The following is a 21,369-nucleotide window of genomic DNA, read 5'->3' as shown; positions in this document are numbered from 1 at the left end:
TTTTTTGTAAAACTTAAGAATTCTTAAGGATTTTACAGGGTGTTTCCTAATTTTCATAGTTTATCATGTATGTATTCAAAGCGATGAGGAGAGAGGAGAAATTAAAGAGAAAATTTTCTTTACAGCTTTCAAGTGGATACATCGTGACAACCGCATGAAAAAGGTAGATACAACATGACTATTTTGTTAGTAGCAAATAAGAATAGCAACTTATTTTAAAGAAAAAAAACAAACGTAGGAGGATATATATGACGAAACCAGTTGTAGACGTGAAAAACGTCCAAAAAGTGTACGGTAAAAAAGGTGAGAATCAATCACACGCGTTAAAAGGTGTATCATTCTCAATTCAAGAGGGTGAGTTTGTTGGGATTATGGGACCATCTGGTTCTGGTAAAACGACGTTATTAAATGTAATTTCAACACTTGATAAAGCAACAGGCGGTGTTGTTGAAATTGCGGGTACGGATATTACAAAAATGAAGCAAGGTGAGCTTTCTGATTTCCGTTCACAAAAATTAGGATTCATCTTCCAAGACTTTAACTTGTTAGAGAATTTATCTATATATGAAAATATAGCACTTCCACTTTCACTTCAAGGTGTTTCATCACGTAATATTGGGCCGAAAGTAGAAAAGGTAGCTGATATGTTAGGAATTTCAGCAATACTTCAAAAGTATCCATCTGAAGTATCTGGTGGACAGAAACAGCGTTCAGCCGCAGCACGTGCGTTAGTGCATGAGCCAGCAATTATTTTAGGGGACGAGCCAACAGGAGCGCTTGATTCTAAAAATGCAACAAGTTTACTGGCTGCGATGACAAACTTAAATAAAGAACAAGGTGTATCTATCATGATGGTTACGCATGATCCGTACAGTGCAAGTTACTGTCAGCGTATTTTATTCATTCAAGATGGTGAGCTATATAAAGAAATTCACCGTGGTAGTTCACGTGAAGAGTTCTATAAAGAAATTTTAGACGTGCTTGCAGACTTAGGCACACAAAAAGCGTAAGAAAGAAGGCTCATGTATGTTATTTAAACTTTCCATGTCAGGACTAAAAAGTAAGTTACAAGATTATATTGTCTTACTTGTTGGTCTTATCGTATCTATTTCTACTTTTTATATGTTTCAAACGCTATCATTAAATAAAACGTTTCTTGAATCTAGCTCTTCTATTCGGGATATTGTATCTATATTCCATATTGGTTCCTTTCTGTTAGCGATTATAACATTTTTCTACATTTTATATGCAAACTCTTTCTTAGTATCTCTTCGCCAAAAAGAGTTTGGTATGTATATGATGTTAGGAGCAAAAAAGCATAAAGTTACACTACTTATGTTTATTGAAACAATCGTATTAGGCGCAGCGTCTCTTGCGATTGGAATTACAGTTGGTGTAGGACTTGCAGAAGGTATCGGGCAGTTACTAATGAAGCAATTGGAATTTCCTGGTGAGGGTTACCAAGCATTTTATATTCCATCTATAACTGTTACGTGCATCTTCTTCTTTGCACTATTTGTACTATCAGCAATTATGAGTAGTATTAAATTAGTACGTTTTTCCGTATTACAACTTGTACATGCAGATGCACAAACAGAACGTGTCGCGGTAAAAGGAAAAATGACAGTTGTAGTTGCATTCCTTGGTTTAATTTTGTTAGGTATTGGTTATGCATCACTGACCTATATTCCACAAGCGGGAATGGCTGCTCTTGGATTAATGGCCCTTGGATTGACCACATCAACCTTTGGTACTTACCTTTTATTTGGGTCACTTCTCCCAGTTATGATTACCAAGTTAAAGAGTAATAAAAAACGTAGTGAGAAAGGCCTCAATGCTTTTACTTTTGCACAATTAAATTTTCGTATGAATAGCCTAGCAAATGTGCTTGCCACGGTAGCAATGTTAGTGGCCCTTGGAGCTGGTGGGATTTCTGGTGGTATGGCATTTAAAAACAACGTAATAAAAATGGTTAATGTTAGTGAAATTTACGATTCAGTCGTTCATAATCCAACAACTGAAGAAAAGAAAATTTTGAATACTATCTTATTTACAGAGAAGCTTGAATATCATTACAAAATAGATGGTCAGTCTATTTACTATTTAAAAGAGGATTTAGAGAAAAATCGTCCTTTAGTATTGAAAAATAGGAATGAGAGAGCAGAGTTTGGAAAAACAAAGAGAGTTTCAGAAGAGTTGCCAATTGGTGCAAACGTGAAGAAGTCACCGCAACAATGGAGTGAAGCTTTCGAAATAATCCAGCCATATTATATGTATCCTGATCATGAAATAAAAATTGTAGACAAAAACATGTACCATAGTATAGCGGGTCGAGAAAGTACTGTGTTTATAGGGAAAACAGATAATTTTAAATCATACTTAAAGGAATGGAAACAACTTGACGAATTACAGTTAGCTAAATATACAAGTATGAAACCTGAAGAACTAAAGAGTAAATATCGAATGTATGATTCTTATCATGGCATGTTCAGTGGATTGATGTTTATGGGCTTCTTCGTCGGAATTGCGTACTTAGCAATGATGGCAAGTTGCCTTATGTTTAAAGTTTTGTCTGGTGCATCCAAAGATTGTACGCGTTATCAAATGCTTCGTAAAATCGGTGTTCGCCGAGAGTTATTAACACAATCGATTTATAAGGAGTTATTCTTCGTGTTCTTAGTCCCAGCAATTGTTGGCATTGTTCATGTATTAGTTGGTATGAACATGTTCGGAGCCATTTTGATTGATCCATATTTTCGTATTTGGTTACCAATTGTTATTTTCGTAGTGATTTACTCGATTTATTACGTCATTACAGTTCAATTGTATAAAAGAATTGTGCTTCCGAAAGAAAAATAGTTTTACAAAGCATACAAAATGTTAAACTCAAAAAAACCAGCGATATTATACACATGTACTGATATCACTGGTTTTTTATATGGATATTTGATGGTCAATTTTACAAATTATAGAGAATTACAAGCTCAGTTTTACATTTTCACAACAATATTTTTATAAGATTATCTTTCTTTTCCCTCTGTTTGATTGGCTTGGAACTCCATTTTTAGCGCAATACTATCCCCTTGGAATACGTTTTGATCTGTTCCGTTGTCCTCAAATATAAACTTTATCCAAAACCAATCCATTTTCCCAGGTTTTAATCCTCCTGTTTCAGTCCATTTAGAATGAAATACTTTTTGAGAGGCAATCTCTGAACTTTGTGATTTTAGTTCTGCAAGGGTTGTCTCGTATGCAGGGCTTTTTGCAGGATCCCAATCCCAAAGAAATTGTACTTTAATATGTTTACCGAAATCTTCTGTAGTATTATTTTGTTTTAAGTTGTTTACAGTATAGTCTATTTTCATCAGGATATCTTTAATATCTAATGTACCACTATTTTTTAGATTGAATTTCTTTAATATTTTGTCCCCAGGTTTTAAATTTTCTAAGTTAAGTGAAGTAGTTGGCTGCATAGCTAAATCCATTGTACCTGCAGCAAACGTATTATTTGTTACAACTTGATCGCTAAAATATGCATATGTTCCCCCACCAATTAAAGATAAACCAAGAGCGGCTGAAACCACTCCAACACCTAATTTCTTTTTCAATGACATTTTTTGTTCCTCCCATATCATTTTTACAATTTTTCTCCCTAATTAACTAAAACGCTCCCCTTAATACAGGTATAACATCAATTGTAAGAATTTTTTGTTGAAATAAGAATATTACTTATTGAGAAAATTATGTTATTATCTATCTTCTGTAAATGAAACGTCCCAAAAATAGAAAAGTTGAATTTATAATTATCAAAACCTCTTCCAAAAACAAATTAATATTAACTACCCTTTATGATTAGAATTATTTATTTCTTCAGGAGTATTTTAACACTTCAAAAGGTACAATTTTCTGGACACATATAAAAGACCATAATGTCAAAACTTAACTTGATGGACATGAAACATAGATAATTATATATATTCTATCGAAATGTCGGCGTTAATCATTCATTAAAGCTTACTACTATTCACAGCAAATTACTTTGACAGACAAAGTAATTTGCTGTATTGTGTAATTCAAGAGGTGGTATGAAATGAGTATTATATCTACAGACTTAATCCGTGGACATACGGATATGATTATCTTAAATGTTCTTCGTCAAGGTGATAGTTATGGATATGAATTATACAAAAAAATTATTGAATTAAGTGACAAGCAATATGAACTAAAAGAAGCTACTTTATATACAGCTTTTCGTCGATTAGAGAAAGAAGGCTATATCTTTTCTTATTGGGGAGATGAAACTCAAGGAGGAAGACGAAAATATTACCACATTACAGAATCTGGTGTAAGTTTTTACGAAAATGGTAAAAAAGAGTGGAATATTGCGAAAGAGATTATAGATCGTCTAATTAAAGGAGTGATTACAAGTGTTAATGAGAAATAAAAAATTAGATAAAAGAATAGAAGAATACATCGATAAGCAATTTATGAATGTAAAAGAAACACAACAACTATTTGATATGAAAGTAGAGTTGTTTATAAATTTAAAAGAACGAATTTCAGATATGATTAAAGAGGGTTATACGGAAGAAGATGCCTTTAAAAAGGGAGTCATTTCAATAGGAGATTTGAGTGACCTAGTGGAAGAAATGCAATTGTATGGGCGAGATAAAATGAACCAATCTATTGATTCTAAAGAAGCGCAAAATATTTCAACAAAAGGAATGATTGGTGGAATATTATTATTTCTATTTGGGATATTCACATCCTCAATAGTATATTATTTATTTGGATCAAGATTATTTTTGATTACCTTTTTCCTTGTCACTGTTCCAGCTGTGTTGTTAACTATTTATAGATTATTAATAAAAGAGACAAGCAAACGTTATGCAATGAATAAAGCTAGTGCGAGACGTTATATTTTAGGAATAGGAATTTTTCTATACGGTTCGTGTATATCAATTATAGTTTACTTACTTCCACTAATAATAAATCTTGTTGCAGTAGTCTTTTTCATGATAATCACATTGATTAGTCTTTTTATCCTTTTACCGCTTCTATTCAATGGAAGAAGTCGCTTAAAAGTGGGATGAAATACGAGATGAATGAGTTCAAACGTAAGGACCTTAAATTTTCCATTGACGGTATAGGTATTATTTTGGGATTAGAAAGAGACTAAATCACAATCATTAAACAGTAAAAAAATAACCGATTCCTTAACGTATAGGGAATCGGTTGTTTTGTGTCCAAATTGTGTCTAAACGTACATCTTTTGCGAGCCTTTGAAGAATCTGAAGTCATAAATGATGGTGTAATTCCTGAGAGAATAGTTAAAACACTTTTGGTAGTTATAGAAAAGCAAAAATAAAGATAAATCCTATATTAAAAGAAGGATGTTATTTATTGCGTTGAATCAACTATAGTATTAGGTGACATGGGACAGTAGGAACCCATGTTGGCATCATTTGCTAAATGTAATTCCTTTTACAGCGCAGTGCCTCCTTATACAAGTGGGATTTTGTATTGTAAACACATAATATATATGGAGATATGGAGATATGGAGGCATAAGAGAGGTGACAGATGAGTATAAACACTTAATTTCGTATGTAGATAAAATAAAAGAACTTAATTATAGTACAGCTTCCGCATTAATAGTTATTCATAATGATAAAATTCTAGTAAACCACTATAACGGAAGGCATTCAAATGTAGTTTCATCATCTCAAAGAGAACTTGTAGTAATTACTACAAGTTCTCTTTGTTTTTCTTATAAAACCGAAAGTAAACTTTTATCTAGTAGTTTACTTTCATACTATTGATTTTTATACGTGTTTGGTAAAAAAACACAATGATTTGCAAAAAATACTATACCGAAATCTAGTTCGGTATAGAATTGTGCATATAAAAAATCCCACTTTGCTATATCCTTCAAAAAAGAGTTATTGCTGCGAGAATTATAAACTGTATTTTCAGAAATATTACAAGCGTGTAAGAAAAATGTAAGGTAATTAAATATGAGAAAAATAATCTTACTACTACAATGGATAACAGATACATTCATGAAAAAATCTGTGGTGCGATATCAAGTTATTTTAGTGCTTGAAACATTTGACCAAGTTTAAATAAGGAAACTCAAAACTAGACCATCAAATGTGACAAGACAAATGATGATTCTATTTTTCTTACAGATTGTATTGGCTATGATTCACAGCAATTTTTCATTTCTAACTTTGCACCAATTAGGGCAAATAACAAATAGGGAAATGTCTGCGATTCAAAGCTCGATTGTTGTATTAGTAATCACTATATAAAATGCATATGTACAAAATTATATTCATAAAAACTGAGGTGTAAAATGAACATTATTTTCAATATAATCGCTAGTTATGCGATTCCTACGATACTACTCACATTCTTGTTACTACTTGTATTTGTTTTTATTTATTTTGTAGTATACAAAAAGATATGTAAAAGAGAAAAAAAACTAACTGTAAAACAAATTATATTGTTTGTTTTAATAACAGGATACTATTCCTTTGCATTATCAGCTACTTCATTTGGTCGTTCAGATGATATGGCCTTTGCAAGAACAATTGATTTTGATGTACTTAGTGTTTATAAAAAAGCATGGAATACATTTTCATTTACTTCCTTTTTCCATATCATTGTGAATATAGGTATGCTTTTTCCGTTAGGAATTTTATTCCCTTTATTTAGTAAGGTTTTTCAAAAAACAAAATGGATGTTAATCATCTCAATTATAGCAAGTTTATTGATTGAAATTCTTGAATTCACACTGCAACGCGGAAGTATGGAACTAGCCGATTTACTTCATAATACTTTAGGCATGATGCTAGGATATTCTGTGTTAAACATAGTTCTTATATTTTTGAAAAAAAAAGAAACAGATACAAAAATAATCAAATATTTATACCTTCCCATTACAGTAAGTTTCGTCGCACTCGGGATAATGATTTCGTATCAAATGAAGGAATTTGGGAATATGCCTATTGATCCCATTACAAAAACTGATATGTCTCATGTTACTATAAAAACATCAATAGAGTTAAAAGACGAAGGGAAAAAAATGCCTGTTTACAAAAATTACGTTACAAAAAAATCACCTGTTCGAGATGTTGAAATTCTTTCTCCAAAGGAAGCATTTCAAAAACTGAAACAAGGAGACTTCGATCCTATAATATCTTTCAAAGCAGGTGATACATTATTCATTACAAAATATAAGATAGATTACTACACTGATACTAAAGGTTTTTCTCAACCTATATATGTTTTTGAAGTACACTTAAATGATATAGATATTTGGTCTCAACCTATTTCCGCAAAGAAATAACGTAAATTTGGTTCTGTTGCAAATTTTTTCACGAAATACACAGAGACATGAATGTATGAGGAAATATTATGAGGAGGCTACTAGTACTGGCTATAATTCATGATACATCGAAAAGGCGGAGTCCGTTTGCAGACTTCGCTTTTGTTTTTATAGTGCATGCAAGGGTACGGAAACGAAGGGGTATCATCAATCAACTCTCATTCTTAGTGTGTAAATTTGAAGGGGATTTCTCATATAAAAATAGTAAAAGATCTTAGTAAAGAATACACAAGAAAGGTTTCACATACAGCACTTTCAAATATAAATTTAACAATTACAGAGGGAGAATTTGTTGGGATTATGGGCCCTTCGGGTAGTGGAAAAACAACGTTATTGAATATGATTTCTACTATTCACTCGCCAACATCAGGCAGTGTATTCATTCATAATAAAAATCCGTATTAACTTTTACCCAATGATTTTGCCTTATTTCGCAGACAGGAAGTAGGATTCGTCTTTCAATCCTTTAACCTGTTGCATACATAAACAGTAAAAGAGAATATGGTTCTTCCGCTCGTATTAGATGCCATAAATGTGAAAAGAATAAATAACCGAGTAGAATCTATTTCGAAAAAATTAGGAAACAGTGAAATTTTAAATAAACGAACATATGAAATTTCTGATGGACAAGCACAGCGAATAGCGATTGCCCGTGCACTCATTCATTCTCCTAAATTGGTTCTTGTCGATGAGCCAACAGGAAACTTAGATTCTAAAGCTTCTCAAGATGTAATGGAGTTATTAACACAATTAAATAAAGAGGAAAAGGCAACAATGATGTTAGTAACGCACGATCCAGTTGCTGCAAGTTACTGTGACCGCATAATTTTTATTAAAGATGGCCAGTTATTCAATGAAGTTAATTGTAATGACGATCGTCCATTATTCTATAAAAAATTATGGATAGTCTTTCTATGTTAGGGGGAAATAAACATGAATTTTCGACAACTTGCACTCAATAATGTTTTACGGAATAAACGAATATATCTAGGTCATTTTTTTAGTAGTACATTTGCGGTATTGATTTTTTTCACTTATGGGCTACTTGTCTTTCATCCGAACCTACAAGGTGAACTAACTCATGTAAGTACCATCATGAGTACATTTGGGAAAATAGGATTTCATTTATCGTATTACTTAATCTTTGTTTTTTCTTTCTTATTTATTTTCTATTCTGTTAGTGCATTTTTAAAAAATAGAAAAAAAGAGTTTGGATTATTAATGTTACACGGAATGTCTCATCAACAGTTTCATCGATTAATTTTTTTCGAAAATATGTTGATTGGAATCCCTTCTATAGTAGTAGGAATTGGACTAGGAATGGTTTTTTCTAAATTGTTTTTACTGGTTAGTGGGTCTTTATTAGGAGTAGAGCAACCGTTAGCATTTTACTTTCCATTCAAGGCAATAGTAGTAACAGCAATGTCCTTTTTTGTTTTATTTCTACTTATTTCATTGTTCACATCAAAAATGGTGAAAATGAATGAGCTTGTAGAACTTATAAAATCAGAGGAAAAACCAAAACCTGAGCCAATAGTGTCTGTTTGGATCTCATTGTTGGTACTTATTTTATTTGGAGCGGGTTACTCCTGCATTCACCACAGTATCGTTGCGGTCGATTACATGCGTTTAAATCAATTATTCCTACTCGTAGGAGTAGGAGTCGTATTCATTGTATGTGGGAACTATTTTTTCTTTACTCAATTGTGTGTATATGTGTTATCTGCTTTAAAAAATAGAGAAACTACATTTTTTAAAAGAACCAATCTCCTTGTTATTTCAGAATTAATGTATCGCATGAAAGATAATGCGATAACGTTTTTTATCGTATCAATTATATCTGCAGTATCTTTTACAGCAATTGGAGTTTGTACGGCTATTGCAAATCCTGAATTGGCTAAGCATGAGACTCCATATGCATTTACCTATCGTTCAGATAAGGGGAATATAGAAGAAAAAGCTCATATTGAAGAGATAAAGAAACAATTAGAGGAAGCTGGATTTTCATATAACCTTGTAGCAACAGAGTTTAAAAGGACATTAGACGGATTGGCTTTGATTAATCTTTCTGCGTATAATGAATACGCTAAAAAATTAGGGTATGAAATAGAGAAATTAACAAATGAAAATGATAGCATTGCTATACGACTTAATAAGAAAGAGAAAAGTACAGAGCATCTGAAATTTTTTGAAATAAATCATGGTGAACTCGAGATTCCACTTTCTGTACAAAAAACAGTGTATATCCCAGAGTTAGCCATGATTGATAACCCTGTTATTGTTTCTGACGCTGTTTATAATAAGGTTCTACATGTTCAAGAAGAAGGCGTACTCCGAGATTACACGATTTACGGTTTTATCGTTAAAGATTGGTCTGAAACAAGTGCGATTTCGACAAGTCTTAAGAAGTTCATTGGTACGAATCAAGAAGACTATTATAAGTTTTCATCATTGTATTTAAGATGGATTGAAATGAAACAACAAAACGGACTACTTTCTATTTCAAGTGTAATGGTGGGGATTGTATTTTTCGTATTTACGTTAAGCTTTTTATATTTCCGGCTATTTACTGATTTAGAACGCGATCAAGAGCAATATGAAATGATCTCAAAATTAGGTTTAAGTAAAAGAGAGTTAAAGCAAATCGTGACAAGACAAATGATGTTACTATTTTTCCTGCCGATAGTAGTGGCTATGCTTCACAGTAGTTTTGCATTTCTAACGTTTCATCAATTAGGACAAACAGTAAGTAGGGAAATGTCTGTTTTACAAAGCTCAATTGTAGTATTAGTAAGCTTTATTTGCATTCAAATGGTTTACTTCTTTATTATTAGACACCACTATTTAAAACGTATACGTACAAAAATGCATTCATAAACCTTTATTTATAAGAGCCATTCTCAGTTATGAGGATGGCTTTCCTAATTTTTAAAAAATTAACTAACATGGTTTTAAATTTTCGTTATGGGGATAATTTAAAACCTTAAGCTGATTGTTGTGTGGTGAGAACTCATTAAGTAGAAATACGCTGTAGTCATTAAACAGTGGCAAAATACGCGTATATTATCACTATATTAAATCCTTGAAAAAATGACTAATCGTCTAGTATAGTCAACTGGACATCTGATTTATAGTCGTGTAAAATTTTATATGTAACTAAATCATTATAATTAGATAAGTGAGTAACTTGGGGGAGAGACTACAAATTATGGAATCAAAGAAATCTACATTTACCGAGAAAGTACAATCTATTAAAGGAAAGACAGCTGCAAAGTATGGGGCAACAGTTCTTCTATTCTTTGGGCTGACATCTTGTTATAACCAAAAAAACGATAGATTATCATCACAAGTAGAACATTATCAAGCAGAGTCAGAGAAATTAGCCAAAGAGTATGAGGAATTAGAAATTAATTACATTAAGCTGAAGGCTAAACTAGATGCGATAGAGAATCTACCTGAGGAGAAACCTGCAGAAGTTGATGACACTGAAGAAAAACCTGTTGAGAAGGTGGAAGAGACGCTGATTCAAGATAAGGAGCCAGAGAAATCTGAAGAGGAAACACTCAAAGAGGAGCAATATGCAGCCCGAGAAAAGAAAGCATATGCGAATCTCAATTCTCTAGGAAGTTTAGAAGCGCAGGAGACATACAAAGAACTAATTAAGCCGAAGCTTTCGAGATGGGCTAGTAAGGATATGTTACAAGTAGCTAAGGAGGGTGTAAACTTTATTGAGATAGATGATAGTAACCTACCATGGACAGATGTTACCGAGCTGAACGGAACAAGTACGAAGCATATCTATAAGAGTGGATTCGACCAATTAGAGATTTCATACAACTTTGACGGGACCATTACAAAATCTGAATGGAAAACAGGAGTGAATAAATAAGATGAAAAACTTAATGTCTACACTTACATCGTTAAATTTTGATAAAACTGTTATCGCATACTCGAACGGGGTTCAGGTCTTTAAAGGAACATTACAGGATTATTTATTTATGTCCCACCAAGAGAAGCGAGCACTGAAGGTAACAACATTCCGTATCTGCACCAAAGATGGGAACTAATATGTCTACATTTGAAAGATTACAAGAAGCGTAATCTTATAGCAGTAAGCAACATTCATGATATTAATGCAAGTAGAAACCCACTTGTAGTTACAAATCTAATTTAGATTATTGAAGATTGTTTTAGTGCAGCATAAAATGTAGAATCCCATATCCATCAACTTAAGGATTTTATAACGCCCTCAAATAAGATTTTTGTACATTTTTACCCAGAAATATCAATTTTACTGTTTTGGGTTGTTTTTTCACTAGCTTGATGAATATGGGGTACTGACACATCGCTATTAACTTAAAAATTAATTGTTCCCCAAAACGAAAAAAAGAAACATAGAAGTGAAAAATCTCTGTGTTTCTTTTTTATTATAGAAGCTATTTTGAACGTAAGTAATTTGTAAGGAATAGGTAAGAAAAAAGAGATTTGTAATGTGTAAGATCAAAATATAAGGAGGTGTGAAAGGCGGAACAGATATGACTTATTTATGAAAAACAAACAAGTAACAAGAGTGTTTTAAGGAAAAGAAGTAATTTCTGGCGTTAACATACATGTGGAAGAAGAGGGATTTACCGTTTGCTAAGACAGAATAGCGTCCGTAAAAATAATAATTATGAATATGATTACGAATTCAATTCTGACTTTTTGTCATTGGTGGAGAAAATAGCTATGTGATTAATACGAAACAGCAAGCAACTAACTATACAATTTAAAAAAAGGAGTGGGGTGCTTTATGAAAACAAGCAGTAAAATTACATGTGCAAGTCTATCATTTTTAATAGCTGGAAGTTCCCTGTTATACATAACACCAGCCTCAATTGTAAAAGCAGAACCCACGCAAAATGTATCTAGTTCGTTACAAACAAGTAATCAAAGCGATCGTACTTCCGTTAAGAAAGCAATGCGGGATGCACTCCAACTTGGATACCCTGGAATACTCGCTCAAATTTCTAAGGGTGGTAAAAATTGGAGCTATGCCGCCGGGATAGCGGATCTGAGAACCAAGAAACCAATGAAGGCAGATTTTCGCTTTCGCATTGGTAGTGTGACGAAAACATTCATTGCAACAGTACTACTTCAATTAGCTGGAGAAAACCGCTTGAATTTAGACGACTCCATTGAAAAATGGTTGCCTGGTGTTATTCAAGGAAACGGATATGATAGTAACCAGATTACTATCCGACAGATATTGAACCATACAAGTGGTATCGCTGACTACATAAAGTCAAAAGACTTTGATATTAAAGATACAAAAAAAGCGTATACAGCTGAAGAATTCGTAAAGATGGGGATTTCTCTTCCCCCAGACTTTGCTCCAGGAAAGGGTTGGTCTTATTCAAACACGGGATATGTATTATTGGGTATCCTTATTGAAAAAGTAACTGGAAACAGCTATGCGGAAGAGGTTGAAAATCGAATTGTTGAACCGCTTGAATTGTCGAATACATTCCTACCCGGCAATTCAACGGTTATTCCAGGCACCAATCATGCCCGAGGATATGAAAGATATGAGGGAGAAAGTGAGCTAAAAGACGTTACTTATTCTAACCCAGGTAGCTCGGATGGTGATATGATTTCTACTGCTGACGACTTAAATAAATTCTTCTCTTACTTGCTCAGTGGCAAATTACTGAAGGAACAGCAACTAAAACAAATGCTTACTACAGTTCCTACAGGAACAGAAGTAATCGATGGATATGGTCTTGGAATCTTTGAAACAAAACTTCAAAACGGTGTCTCGATATGGGGACACTCAGGAGGTGTCCCAGGGTTTTCTACTTTTGCTGGAGGTACACTTGGAGGCAAGCATACATTGGCTATCAATTTGAATGGCCATAAAACTAGTCGTTCTGATCCTTTTAAAAATATTTTACTTGCTGAATTTAGCAAGTAGGTAAAAAGGAAAAACAGATAAATTTTCCTATAATTTTTATAGTTAAAAATATACCTTTCTGGTTCCAAAAAACAACTTACTCTCAAAAAAATAGGGGGTAAAACAAGTTCTTAGCTTGATGGATATGGGGTACCGACACATATCCATCAAGCTAAGATTTTAAAATATTCTCTAAATTGAAGGTTTGTGTTTTTATCGTTTGGAGGTAACAGTTGTTGTAAGTTATTATAAATCGAAAAAACGAAGTTTGGTTGTTGCAAACTTCGTTTTCGTTTATATCTTTTTATTGTTTTAAAAACTCTCCCATTATTTCCATTACGTCCTCTGAATCGGTTACTTTACCTTTAGAAAAACGCCATTGTTCTTTTCCATATCGTTCCATCTCAACCTTTATTACTTTTTCTTTATCTGAAACTTTTGCTTCTGGCAAAATAGATATGAAGTAACTAAACGATTGGCTAAATAATTTAGGCTGTTCGATTCCTGGATTTTCTTTTAACAATTTTTCATTTTTCTTATTTAATTTTGGCTGCAATTCGCTTAATAATAATGGTTTTACTTTTAATTCCACTTCAACTTTATCTTCCTCAGGAGAAGAACCTACTGATTTTACTGTAAATGTAACTTTTTCCTGCAGTACAGATTTTAACTTTTTATAATAGCTTTCAAATTCCTGGTCACTAATTCCATTATGCGTACTGGACATTGCATCTTTTTTAAATTCTTGATGTATATTTAGAATAAATTGTTTTCCATCTTCACCGGACAATTCATTAATTTTGTCTATATCTTTATCATAATAAACAGCGTTTATATAGGTTTTTAGAGCTTCAGCTGGTTTATTTAAGTCTTTTGTATTCTTTTCTATTTCTTGTGTATCAATTTTGAAAGAAACTTTTTCTGTTTCATCGTCTCTTTTTTTTGTTTCTTCATTGGAATAAACGAGCTCATATGATGAGGCTTTATTCACTTCATAGTAGAGAATCCCCGATGTTTTTTTACCAGGTTCTAATTCTATTAAACGTAATTTATCTGAATCAGCCTTATCATATTTCTTCATTTTTTCATCATCTTGATATAGTGTAAAGAGATAAGGTGATATCTCTAACATTTCATCCCCTTTATTTTTCAAACTCACTTTGAATTTCAATACTTTATCTTTATTTATTCCTCCCATTGAACCACTTAATGGTAATACGTACTCAGCATTTTCAACTTCAATTTCCACGTTCTTCGAAGACGAAGATGCCTTTCCATTTTTTACAGTTGTAGAACTTTGTGAAGAACTACAACCAGTCACAATAGTTAATGTGAATATAAATAAAAAACAAATCATAAAAATCTTTCTAAGTTTCACTTAAAACCCCTCCATCCCCTTATTTAAAAACATTTACTATTTTACCATGAAATTCAATTCGTTTGTCTATTGAGCGACAAGATAGCCAAACTTAGAGATAGAAGAACTAGAGATCCTCAAAGCCATACTGGTGACATAGTGCACTTGTTACTTTGCGAATGCAGAAACGAATGAAATTCTTATTTGTAGAGGGAAATTATTAAAAATTTACATCTGATGTGTTCGAATTAGCTTGAATTAATTAATTTTGATAAGGTAGTGCAAGTCACCAACTCAATCCATCTCAAATTATCATAAAAGGAATGCAAAGATAAAAAGGACAATTCTATATATAAGAAATTTGTTTATAAATCGGATTTGAAAATAAATGAAGCGGTATTAAAAGACATGTATAAAAAGAAAAGAATAATTGAAAAGACCTCACCAAAATAAGAAAGCCTTAAGCAGTATCAATCTATAATTCATTATAAAAAATACCAAACAAGATGATATTGTTTTCCAATGAGATAAAATGTATAATGAGATTGTAGACATAAACCTTTTATTAAAGGTTTTAACTCACTAACTATGTGCATAATAATAAAAGACGAGATGCTGGTAACATCCCGTCTAATTTGTAACTGCTGCCGTTAGGTGGTAGATTGCAAAGTTTAATTATTTCTTCTTTGAACCACCTTTCTTACGTTTGGCAGACGTCTGGGTGGTTCTTTTACTTTTATTATTACGTTTTGCCACTAGCTTGTTAGCACAAGCTGTTGCAAAAGTTGTTATGAACACTGTTACGAATAGTTTCGTAGCGTCCTGTAATAATTGTTGTAAAAATTCCATATCGGTTACACCTCCTTTCCCTCTAAATTAAGAGAAAAAAGGCTGCAACCTCCCACCACACGCCTTCAGTTACTAGCAATATTATATCATAATTAGAATTAGTTATAGTTTATATTTTATTGCGAAACTTGTTATTAAAGAAAACGTTACTTCAACAATAAAATGACCTTTCTATTACTTCCCCCTTCTAAATACAATAGAATAATTTGGTGATTTACAAAAAAATCATAATAAACATACTTTAAATCCGCTTGAAAAACATATTAGGATTATATAATAAGATCAAAATTACATAAAATATAAATCTTTTAGAAAGTGAGCTATATTATGAATAGATTTCAAGATAATAACTTTGACACCCACACCATCAAGTTAAGAAAAATAAATGCACCAAAACGAAAAACCTCACTTCTTATCTGAAAAAAGATGAAAAGTGAGGTTTCTTGCTTAGCATGGTAATGTTCCCAAAATGCTGATAGTATTACATGTCTATCAAGCTAAGATTGGATTTTCTATCAAATTCCATTTTTCGTTGCTGTAGCCCTTCTGTTAACGTTTCTGCTCCGTTACTATACCAACTCAAATTTCTTTCTCATCTTTAAAGTGGAACAAATTTATTACTGAAATTGTCTATTAAATGTAATCCTAAGATACTCTCAAGTGAGGGGATTGATTTTCCCTATGCTTTCTGATTCCCTGTATCCATACCATCTATAGAATAAAATTAGAAGTCGATTCTTTTTTTACATTCCATTCATGCTGATTATGTTAACATGAACCATTTTTGATTACGCCCCTGCAATTGAATATTTAAAATGGCCTACTTACCATCAAATTGATGACTCTCCATTTAAGTATTCAACAGGACAAGAAGTTAGAAATGCAGATAGAAAGCATTTAGGACCAATTACAATACGTGATGCATTGAAGACGTCCCGAGATATCCCGGCAATAAAAACTGCAAAAGAAATAGGAATTAATAAATCAAAGAGTTTCTCTGAAAAGCTAGGTATTACATTTAATGTTGCACCGACCGAATCAACAGCGATTGGTACAAATAAAGCGTCCCCAATTGAAATTGCAGGTGCTTATGCGGCATTTGGTAATGAGGGTAAGTATACGAAGCCGTATTTTGTTAAGAAAGTTGTTTATCCAGATGGAAAGTCAAAAAGCTTGGAACAAAAAACTAAACGAGTTATGAAGGATTCTACAGCATATATAATTACTGATATGCTTCGTACATTTGTTTCATCCGGTTTGGGTACAACAGCTAATATAAGTTATTTAGATATAGCGGGTAAAACAGGTACAACAAACTATTCTTTAGAACAAATAGCACAATATAATTTACCAGGAAGTGTAACTCGTGATAGTTGGTTTGCTGGTTATACACCACAATATACGATGGCTGTATGGACCGGATATACAAAGGATAGTAAAGATGATTATATTAGTAGTAAAAATACGAAAATTGCTCAATTGATTTTTAAAGAAATGATGAGTAAGTTTGCTACAGATAAGTCGCAATTTAAAATGCCAAACAGTTTGGTTCAAGAAGGTAGCGAATTACGTATTAAAGGTGAGAAACGTGATTCTTCTCTAAATACGAAAATAGCAAATACAACTGAACAGCCGAGTGAAAATAAGCAAAAAGAAAAACAAAAGAAACCAGAAGACAAAAAGCAAAGTGAGCCCAAAAGTGGCGGTGACCAGGGAAATACAAATTAACCGAACAATGGTAGTGATCGAGGGAATACAACACCACTAAATAATGGGGATGACCATGGAACGCCATTGCCACCAAGTAATGATGAGAATACAGGAGAGACTCCAGCTAATAATTGACAATAAGTAATATGAGGGGATTTTTGGTTCTGTTGCAAATTTAAAAACCATAAACAAGTTGGCTAATGAGGAACAATATTTAGGAAGTAGCTTGTGAATAAATGTCCAATTTTCTTTTTTTGATATGGTGACTCCGTGCCAATTAAGCTAATATTTTAAATTTCACGTATCGTATTAATTAATAAAAAACACAACAGAATAAAAACTAGTATACATTTAAATCTTATGTTGAATTAATCCGCTAAATAGCTAATGTATTGTTTGTTTTCGATTGACTTTTTGCGAAATATGTACCAAGGCAGTTTTTCAATTCTAATGTGGTAAGATATATATTAATAATAAAAGGGGATGCGTAAAATGAGGGATTTCCAAGAAGAAAACTATGAACAACTAAAAAGAGAAAAAAAGAACATTACTCTGGTTTTAAAAAGTGGAGTTAGAATACCAGGACAAATTGTTGGATTAGACCGTTTTACGGTTCTAATGATTGTTAATGGAAAACAACAATTAATTTATAAACAAGCTATATCCACAATTGCTATGTAAAAAATAATATCATTAGCTTTAAGAAAAGCGAATCTATATCTAGGAGGCGTTTAATTGAACTTATCTAAAGAAAAAAAACTAAAATTAATGATGCATACCATTACTTTATTTTCTTTTATGATTCTTACTTTTTTGGGCATTACAATTTTCTTTGTACCATTCATTTTTTATTTTATATTCAAATCTAAAGAACTTCGTATAATAGCTATTGAAACAGGTGTTTATCAGCTATTCACTTGGATTATTGTATTGATCTGGAATACTTTTATAATAAGGATTTTAATGCTTTCTATGTTCCATTTAGATATGAATGAGAGTAGTTTGTCAATGATATTGTGGACAGCACCATTATATATAATCATAGTTATTTTATTAGTTTTTGGGCCTTTTAAAGGGATTATATATGTATTACAAGGAAAAGAGTTTCATTACCCAATTATCTCCAAATGGACTAGCAAGTAAAAATAAATAAAGAAAAATCCAGCTAATTATCAATCCGTTCTTATTATATATGAATTGTCTATTTGCGGAATTTATATATACTTTACGTTTAAAATTTCCACTTCAATCTAAATTGTTTTAACTTTCTGTATTAATGTGAATTTAAATAAAAAGATTTACAAAGGGACTTACTATAAAGGGCACTTATAACGAGTTTCTTCCTACTTATATAGAAGGTGGTCGGTGATATGAATAAAAACTGAAACACGAATTAGCTCAAGAAGCTAAAATGTAAGGTATGAAGTATAAGGATGCAGCTGAGAAGTATGATTTAAGTGATAATAACTTGAACTACCCCCACTTTCACTTCGTTTAGAAGTGAGGGATTCCTAAGTAAAGAGTTCTATCGAACTCTAATTGATTAGGCTAACCCCGCAGTCCTTGCGGTTAGAAGCCTTATCGCTTCATTCTTTAGATTGATACTTGCGTTAATATCCCTATCATGGTGTGTACGACAAGAAGGACAGTCCCATTCACGTAGGTTTAGATTTTTAACGTCTTTATTTTGATATCCACAACACGAACATAATTGGCTGGAAGCAAATGTTTTCGATACGACAATGACTTGTTTGCCATACCATTTTGCTTTGTATTCCAACATGGATCGAAATTGCGACCAAGATACCTCACTAATTGCTTTTGCTAACTTATGATTCTTTAACATATTCGATACTTGCAAATCCTCTATACCGATAACATCGTGGTTTTTGATGATTTCAGTTGAAATTTTGTCCAAGTAATCTTTTCTAGTATTTGATATGTATTCATGAATTCTAGCTACCTTTACTCGTTGTTTATTCCAGCGAGAAGATCCTTTCATTCTTCTAGAAAGCACACGCTGTGCTTTCGCCAACTTATCTTCTAATGATCGGAAAAACTTCGGATTTTCATAGTGGGTTCCATCTGACAAAATAGCGAAATCTTTTAGTCCTACATCTATTCCAATGTAAGAATCTGTTTTCGGAAGTTCTTGTACTTCTGTTTCAACTAATAGTGACACAAAATATCTACCAGAAGGGTTCCGTCTAACTGTAGCATTTACAATACGCCCCTCTACTTCGCGACTTTTGGCAAATCGAACAAGGCCTAGTTTTGGCAACTTTATTTTGTTCCCTACAACGGCAATGTTTTCATTTGTTTGTTTTGTGGTATAAGATTGTACGTTGTTCTTCTTAGATTTAAAGCGCGGTGCGCTGTTTTGTTTTTTGAAAAAGCGTGTATACGCATCCGCAAGGTTGCGAACAGACGACTGAATCGCAATACTATCCACTTCTTTTAGCCAAACAAACTCTTTTTTCATGGCAGGAAGTTTGGCAGAACATGTACCATATGTTAAACCTTTCCCAGTTTCTTTATATGCGTGATCCCATAGGGATAGGAAATGATTGAATACAAAGCGAGAACAACCTATCGTTTTGTTAATTAGAATTGCTTGTGCTTGATTGGGATAGATACGAAACTTATAGGCTTTATTAATTATCATTTGATTCACCTCCATTTCGGTATATGACTATTATATACCAAACGTACATTCGATGGATAGTGAAGTAACACTTTATGTATGTCGAACAATTAAGATGGCTTCTTGCCATCCCTTGTTCGAAGCCAATTCATCTCCCACCTACTCACTTCGCGTTCCTTGAGGAAGGAGTCTTCTTGGCTAAAATGATAAAATTATAGAAGAACAGATACCAATGGGCAGAAAAGGTGTACGAACAAAAGAAGACAGGTGCACCCATTGGGAATAAAAATATGTGGGTAATTTGGATAATAAGAACCAAAATGAGGAAACAAGAATGTCGCGGGTCGTGACGCTCCCACAGAATAGAATGATTAAATTGAATAATTTAAGAAGCGTAGAAAGGTTTAATTTCTACGCTTCTTCTAAATTTGTTATATAAGATTTTACAGCTTGCAATAAGAATTCTTCCTGCCCCATACCAGCACCGGCTGCCATCTGAACTACTTTTTGCTTGAATTGATGATCTACATGAAAAGTTAATGGCTCTACATTACTTTTAAAGTAAATACCTTCTACATGTGGAAGGATCGTGCCAGATTTCATATGAGAATGTAAGTACTTAATCTCCTCTTGAAACTGCAATGGATCTACTTGTAATACGAAAGGCTTAATTTCTAATCTAATAGTATCTGATGAAATACTCAATCGCATATTTGTGACACCTAGCTCCTTATAAAATAAGTTTATTAAATTATAAGTAATGGAATTAAATAATTGAGGTTTTTTAAATGAAAAAGATAAATACCCTCGTTTAGTAATTACCGCTTTTTTATTGAAAGGTTCAAAGGAGTAATCATGTTCCTTATAAGTGGATAGAGGGAAAATTTCTTCGTCCTCTGTAAGAATCTTGCCGTCTCCTCCATTAATCTCTATTACCCTAGCGGTTTTTCCAGTGTGTAGATGTTTTAATAATTGATATAAATATATATCTTCATCTTGAATCTTAGTAATAAATGTTTTTCGCTCTTTCGTTTTAGTTTTTTCATAATCAAGCATAAAAATCTCTAGCTCTTCCTCATCGATAATATATACTTGTTTTCCTCGTTTTTCTACCATTGTTGCGGGTAATTTTCCAGATTTGATGTATGTAAAGATAGTAGATGGTGCTACATTAAGAATTTCAGCTACTTCTTTCGTGCTAAGGCCTTTAACCTCATTTTTATTTTTTAAACGTTCAATATCCTCTAAATAGAAAATCTTACTACCGAATTGCTTCCAGTTATCTTTATATACACATTCTATTAATCCATCTTTTTCTTTTTTTAAAATTGTTTGTACCGTTACTCCTAATAAGTCGGCTGCCTCTTTTGTCGTTACAGTAGGTTTTGTAATGAACAATAAATCTTGTGTCATGAAAGGACACCTCCATAACTATCGTTTGCTAATATTTTAGGTATGTATATATCATATCAGAATCTGATTTAT

General features: G+C 32.6%; 15 protein-coding genes and 2 pseudogenes. 12 read left to right on the top strand and 5 right to left on the bottom strand.

The features are described 5' to 3' along the window. Positions 1–248 precede the first annotated feature (248 nt). Both V7S45_RS28870 and V7S45_RS28865 read left to right on the top strand, forming a co-directional pair. A complete protein-coding gene (locus V7S45_RS28870) occupies positions 249–1,010 on the top strand; it encodes an ABC transporter ATP-binding protein (protein WP_342762144.1) in 762 nt (253 codons plus the stop codon). A 16-nt stretch (positions 1,011–1,026) separates the two neighbouring features. Continuing rightward, on the top strand, positions 1,027–2,859 hold the full coding sequence (locus V7S45_RS28865) for an ABC transporter permease (RefSeq protein ID WP_342762143.1): 1,833 nt from the start codon (positions 1,027–1,029) through the stop codon (positions 2,857–2,859). A gap of 161 nt (positions 2,860–3,020) precedes the next feature. On the opposite strand, the gene V7S45_RS28860 is transcribed toward V7S45_RS28865, so the two are convergent. After that, positions 3,021–3,614, bottom strand: a complete 594-nt coding sequence (locus tag V7S45_RS28860; RefSeq protein WP_342762142.1) for a TasA family protein — start codon at positions 3,612–3,614, stop codon at positions 3,021–3,023. Between the two features lie 476 nt (positions 3,615–4,090). Between V7S45_RS28860 and V7S45_RS28855 the strand changes: the two genes are divergently transcribed. The 7 genes and pseudogenes from V7S45_RS28855 to V7S45_RS28825 all read left to right on the top strand — a co-directional run bounded on the left by V7S45_RS28855 (position 4,091) and on the right by V7S45_RS28825 (position 13,345). After that, positions 4,091–4,444, top strand: a complete 354-nt coding sequence (locus V7S45_RS28855; protein ID WP_087965930.1) for a PadR family transcriptional regulator — start codon at positions 4,091–4,093, stop codon at positions 4,442–4,444. Then, on the top strand, positions 4,434–5,093 hold the full coding sequence (locus tag V7S45_RS28850) for a permease prefix domain 1-containing protein (protein ID WP_342762159.1): 660 nt from the start codon (positions 4,434–4,436) through the stop codon (positions 5,091–5,093). The genes V7S45_RS28855 and V7S45_RS28850 overlap by 11 nt, the downstream gene beginning before the upstream one ends. A gap of 1,264 nt (positions 5,094–6,357) precedes the next feature. Then, positions 6,358–7,353, top strand: coding sequence for a VanZ family protein (locus V7S45_RS28845; RefSeq protein WP_342762141.1), 996 nt, complete (start codon positions 6,358–6,360; stop codon positions 7,351–7,353). Between the two features lie 234 nt (positions 7,354–7,587). Continuing rightward, positions 7,588–8,354, top strand: a pseudogene (locus V7S45_RS28840) (ABC transporter ATP-binding protein). Then, positions 8,326–10,269 (top strand): ABC transporter permease, encoded by a 1,944-nt coding sequence (locus tag V7S45_RS28835; protein ID WP_342762140.1) that lies wholly within the window; start codon positions 8,326–8,328, stop codon positions 10,267–10,269. Before V7S45_RS28840 ends, V7S45_RS28835 begins: the two are co-directional and overlap by 29 nt. Before the next feature lie 331 nt (positions 10,270–10,600). Beyond that, entirely contained in the window at positions 10,601–11,281 is a 681-nt protein-coding gene (locus V7S45_RS28830) for a hypothetical protein (RefSeq protein ID WP_326303427.1), read from the top strand. Positions 11,282–12,184: 903 nt separating this feature from the next. Then, positions 12,185–13,345, top strand: coding sequence for a serine hydrolase domain-containing protein (locus tag V7S45_RS28825; RefSeq protein ID WP_342762158.1), 1,161 nt, complete (start codon positions 12,185–12,187; stop codon positions 13,343–13,345). Between the two features lie 283 nt (positions 13,346–13,628). Here the strand turns inward: V7S45_RS28825 and V7S45_RS28820 are convergent, their stop codons facing one another. Then, a complete protein-coding gene (locus V7S45_RS28820; protein WP_342762139.1) occupies positions 13,629–14,702 on the bottom strand; it encodes a DUF5105 domain-containing protein in 1,074 nt (357 codons plus the stop codon). Positions 14,703–15,356: 654 nt separating this feature from the next. Next, positions 15,357–15,530, bottom strand: coding sequence for a hypothetical protein (locus V7S45_RS28815; protein WP_000395068.1), 174 nt, complete (start codon positions 15,528–15,530; stop codon positions 15,357–15,359). 780 nt (positions 15,531–16,310) lie between these two features. Here V7S45_RS28815 and V7S45_RS28810 point away from each other — a divergent pair. From V7S45_RS28810 to V7S45_RS28800, 3 genes and pseudogenes are all read left to right on the top strand, one after another. Continuing rightward, positions 16,311–17,375 (top strand): annotated as a pseudogene (locus V7S45_RS28810) (penicillin-binding transpeptidase domain-containing protein); the annotation flags it as partial. A 357-nt stretch (positions 17,376–17,732) separates the two neighbouring features. After that, positions 17,733–17,921: an RNA chaperone Hfq gene (hfq, locus tag V7S45_RS28805; RefSeq protein WP_001204524.1), complete on the top strand. Its 189-nt coding sequence runs from the start codon at positions 17,733–17,735 to the stop codon at positions 17,919–17,921. A gap of 54 nt (positions 17,922–17,975) precedes the next feature. Then, positions 17,976–18,383, top strand: coding sequence for a hypothetical protein (locus tag V7S45_RS28800; protein ID WP_001054057.1), 408 nt, complete (start codon positions 17,976–17,978; stop codon positions 18,381–18,383). A 400-nt stretch (positions 18,384–18,783) separates the two neighbouring features. On the opposite strand, the gene tnpB is transcribed toward V7S45_RS28800, so the two are convergent. Continuing rightward, the gene (tnpB, locus tag V7S45_RS28795; RefSeq protein ID WP_342762138.1) at positions 18,784–19,905 is read right to left on the bottom strand and encodes an IS200/IS605 family element RNA-guided endonuclease TnpB; all 1,122 of its coding nucleotides are present in this window, start codon (positions 19,903–19,905) and stop codon (positions 18,784–18,786) included. Between the two features lie 390 nt (positions 19,906–20,295). After that, positions 20,296–21,297, bottom strand: a complete 1,002-nt coding sequence (locus V7S45_RS28790) for a helix-turn-helix domain-containing protein (protein ID WP_025690249.1) — start codon at positions 21,295–21,297, stop codon at positions 20,296–20,298. Positions 21,298–21,369: the final 72 nt, after the last annotated feature.

The sequence above is a fragment of the Bacillus sp. BR3(2024) genome, assembly GCF_039134555.1.
Taxonomy (GTDB): domain Bacteria; phylum Bacillota; class Bacilli; order Bacillales; family Bacillaceae_G; genus Bacillus_A; species Bacillus_A cereus.
The sequence above is the reverse complement of the archived record's forward strand: the minus strand, read 5'-3'. Positions and strand labels throughout refer to the sequence as shown.

Bases quoted from the DNA above. Each gene is read 5' to 3' on its own strand.
- V7S45_RS28790 (WP_025690249.1), bottom strand. From the start codon at position 21,297: ATGACACAAGATTTATTGTTCATTACAAAACCTACTGTAACGACAAAA.
- V7S45_RS28845 (WP_342762141.1), top strand. From the start codon at position 6,358: ATGAACATTATTTTCAATATAATCGCTAGTTATGCGATTCCTACGATA.
- V7S45_RS28855 (WP_087965930.1), top strand. From the start codon at position 4,091: ATGAGTATTATATCTACAGACTTAATCCGTGGACATACGGATATGATT.
- V7S45_RS28850 (WP_342762159.1), top strand. From the start codon at position 4,434: ATGAGAAATAAAAAATTAGATAAAAGAATAGAAGAATACATCGATAAG.
- hfq (WP_001204524.1), top strand. From the start codon at position 17,733: ATGAGGGATTTCCAAGAAGAAAACTATGAACAACTAAAAAGAGAAAAA.
- tnpB (WP_342762138.1), bottom strand. From the start codon at position 19,905: ATGATAATTAATAAAGCCTATAAGTTTCGTATCTATCCCAATCAAGCA.
- V7S45_RS28825 (WP_342762158.1), top strand. From the start codon at position 12,185: ATGAAAACAAGCAGTAAAATTACATGTGCAAGTCTATCATTTTTAATA.
- V7S45_RS28835 (WP_342762140.1), top strand. From the start codon at position 8,326: ATGAATTTTCGACAACTTGCACTCAATAATGTTTTACGGAATAAACGA.
- V7S45_RS28815 (WP_000395068.1), bottom strand. From the start codon at position 15,530: ATGGAATTTTTACAACAATTATTACAGGACGCTACGAAACTATTCGTA.
- V7S45_RS28860 (WP_342762142.1), bottom strand. From the start codon at position 3,614: ATGTCATTGAAAAAGAAATTAGGTGTTGGAGTGGTTTCAGCCGCTCTT.
- V7S45_RS28870 (WP_342762144.1), top strand. From the start codon at position 249: ATGACGAAACCAGTTGTAGACGTGAAAAACGTCCAAAAAGTGTACGGT.
- V7S45_RS28830 (WP_326303427.1), top strand. From the start codon at position 10,601: ATGGAATCAAAGAAATCTACATTTACCGAGAAAGTACAATCTATTAAA.
- V7S45_RS28865 (WP_342762143.1), top strand. From the start codon at position 1,027: ATGTTATTTAAACTTTCCATGTCAGGACTAAAAAGTAAGTTACAAGAT.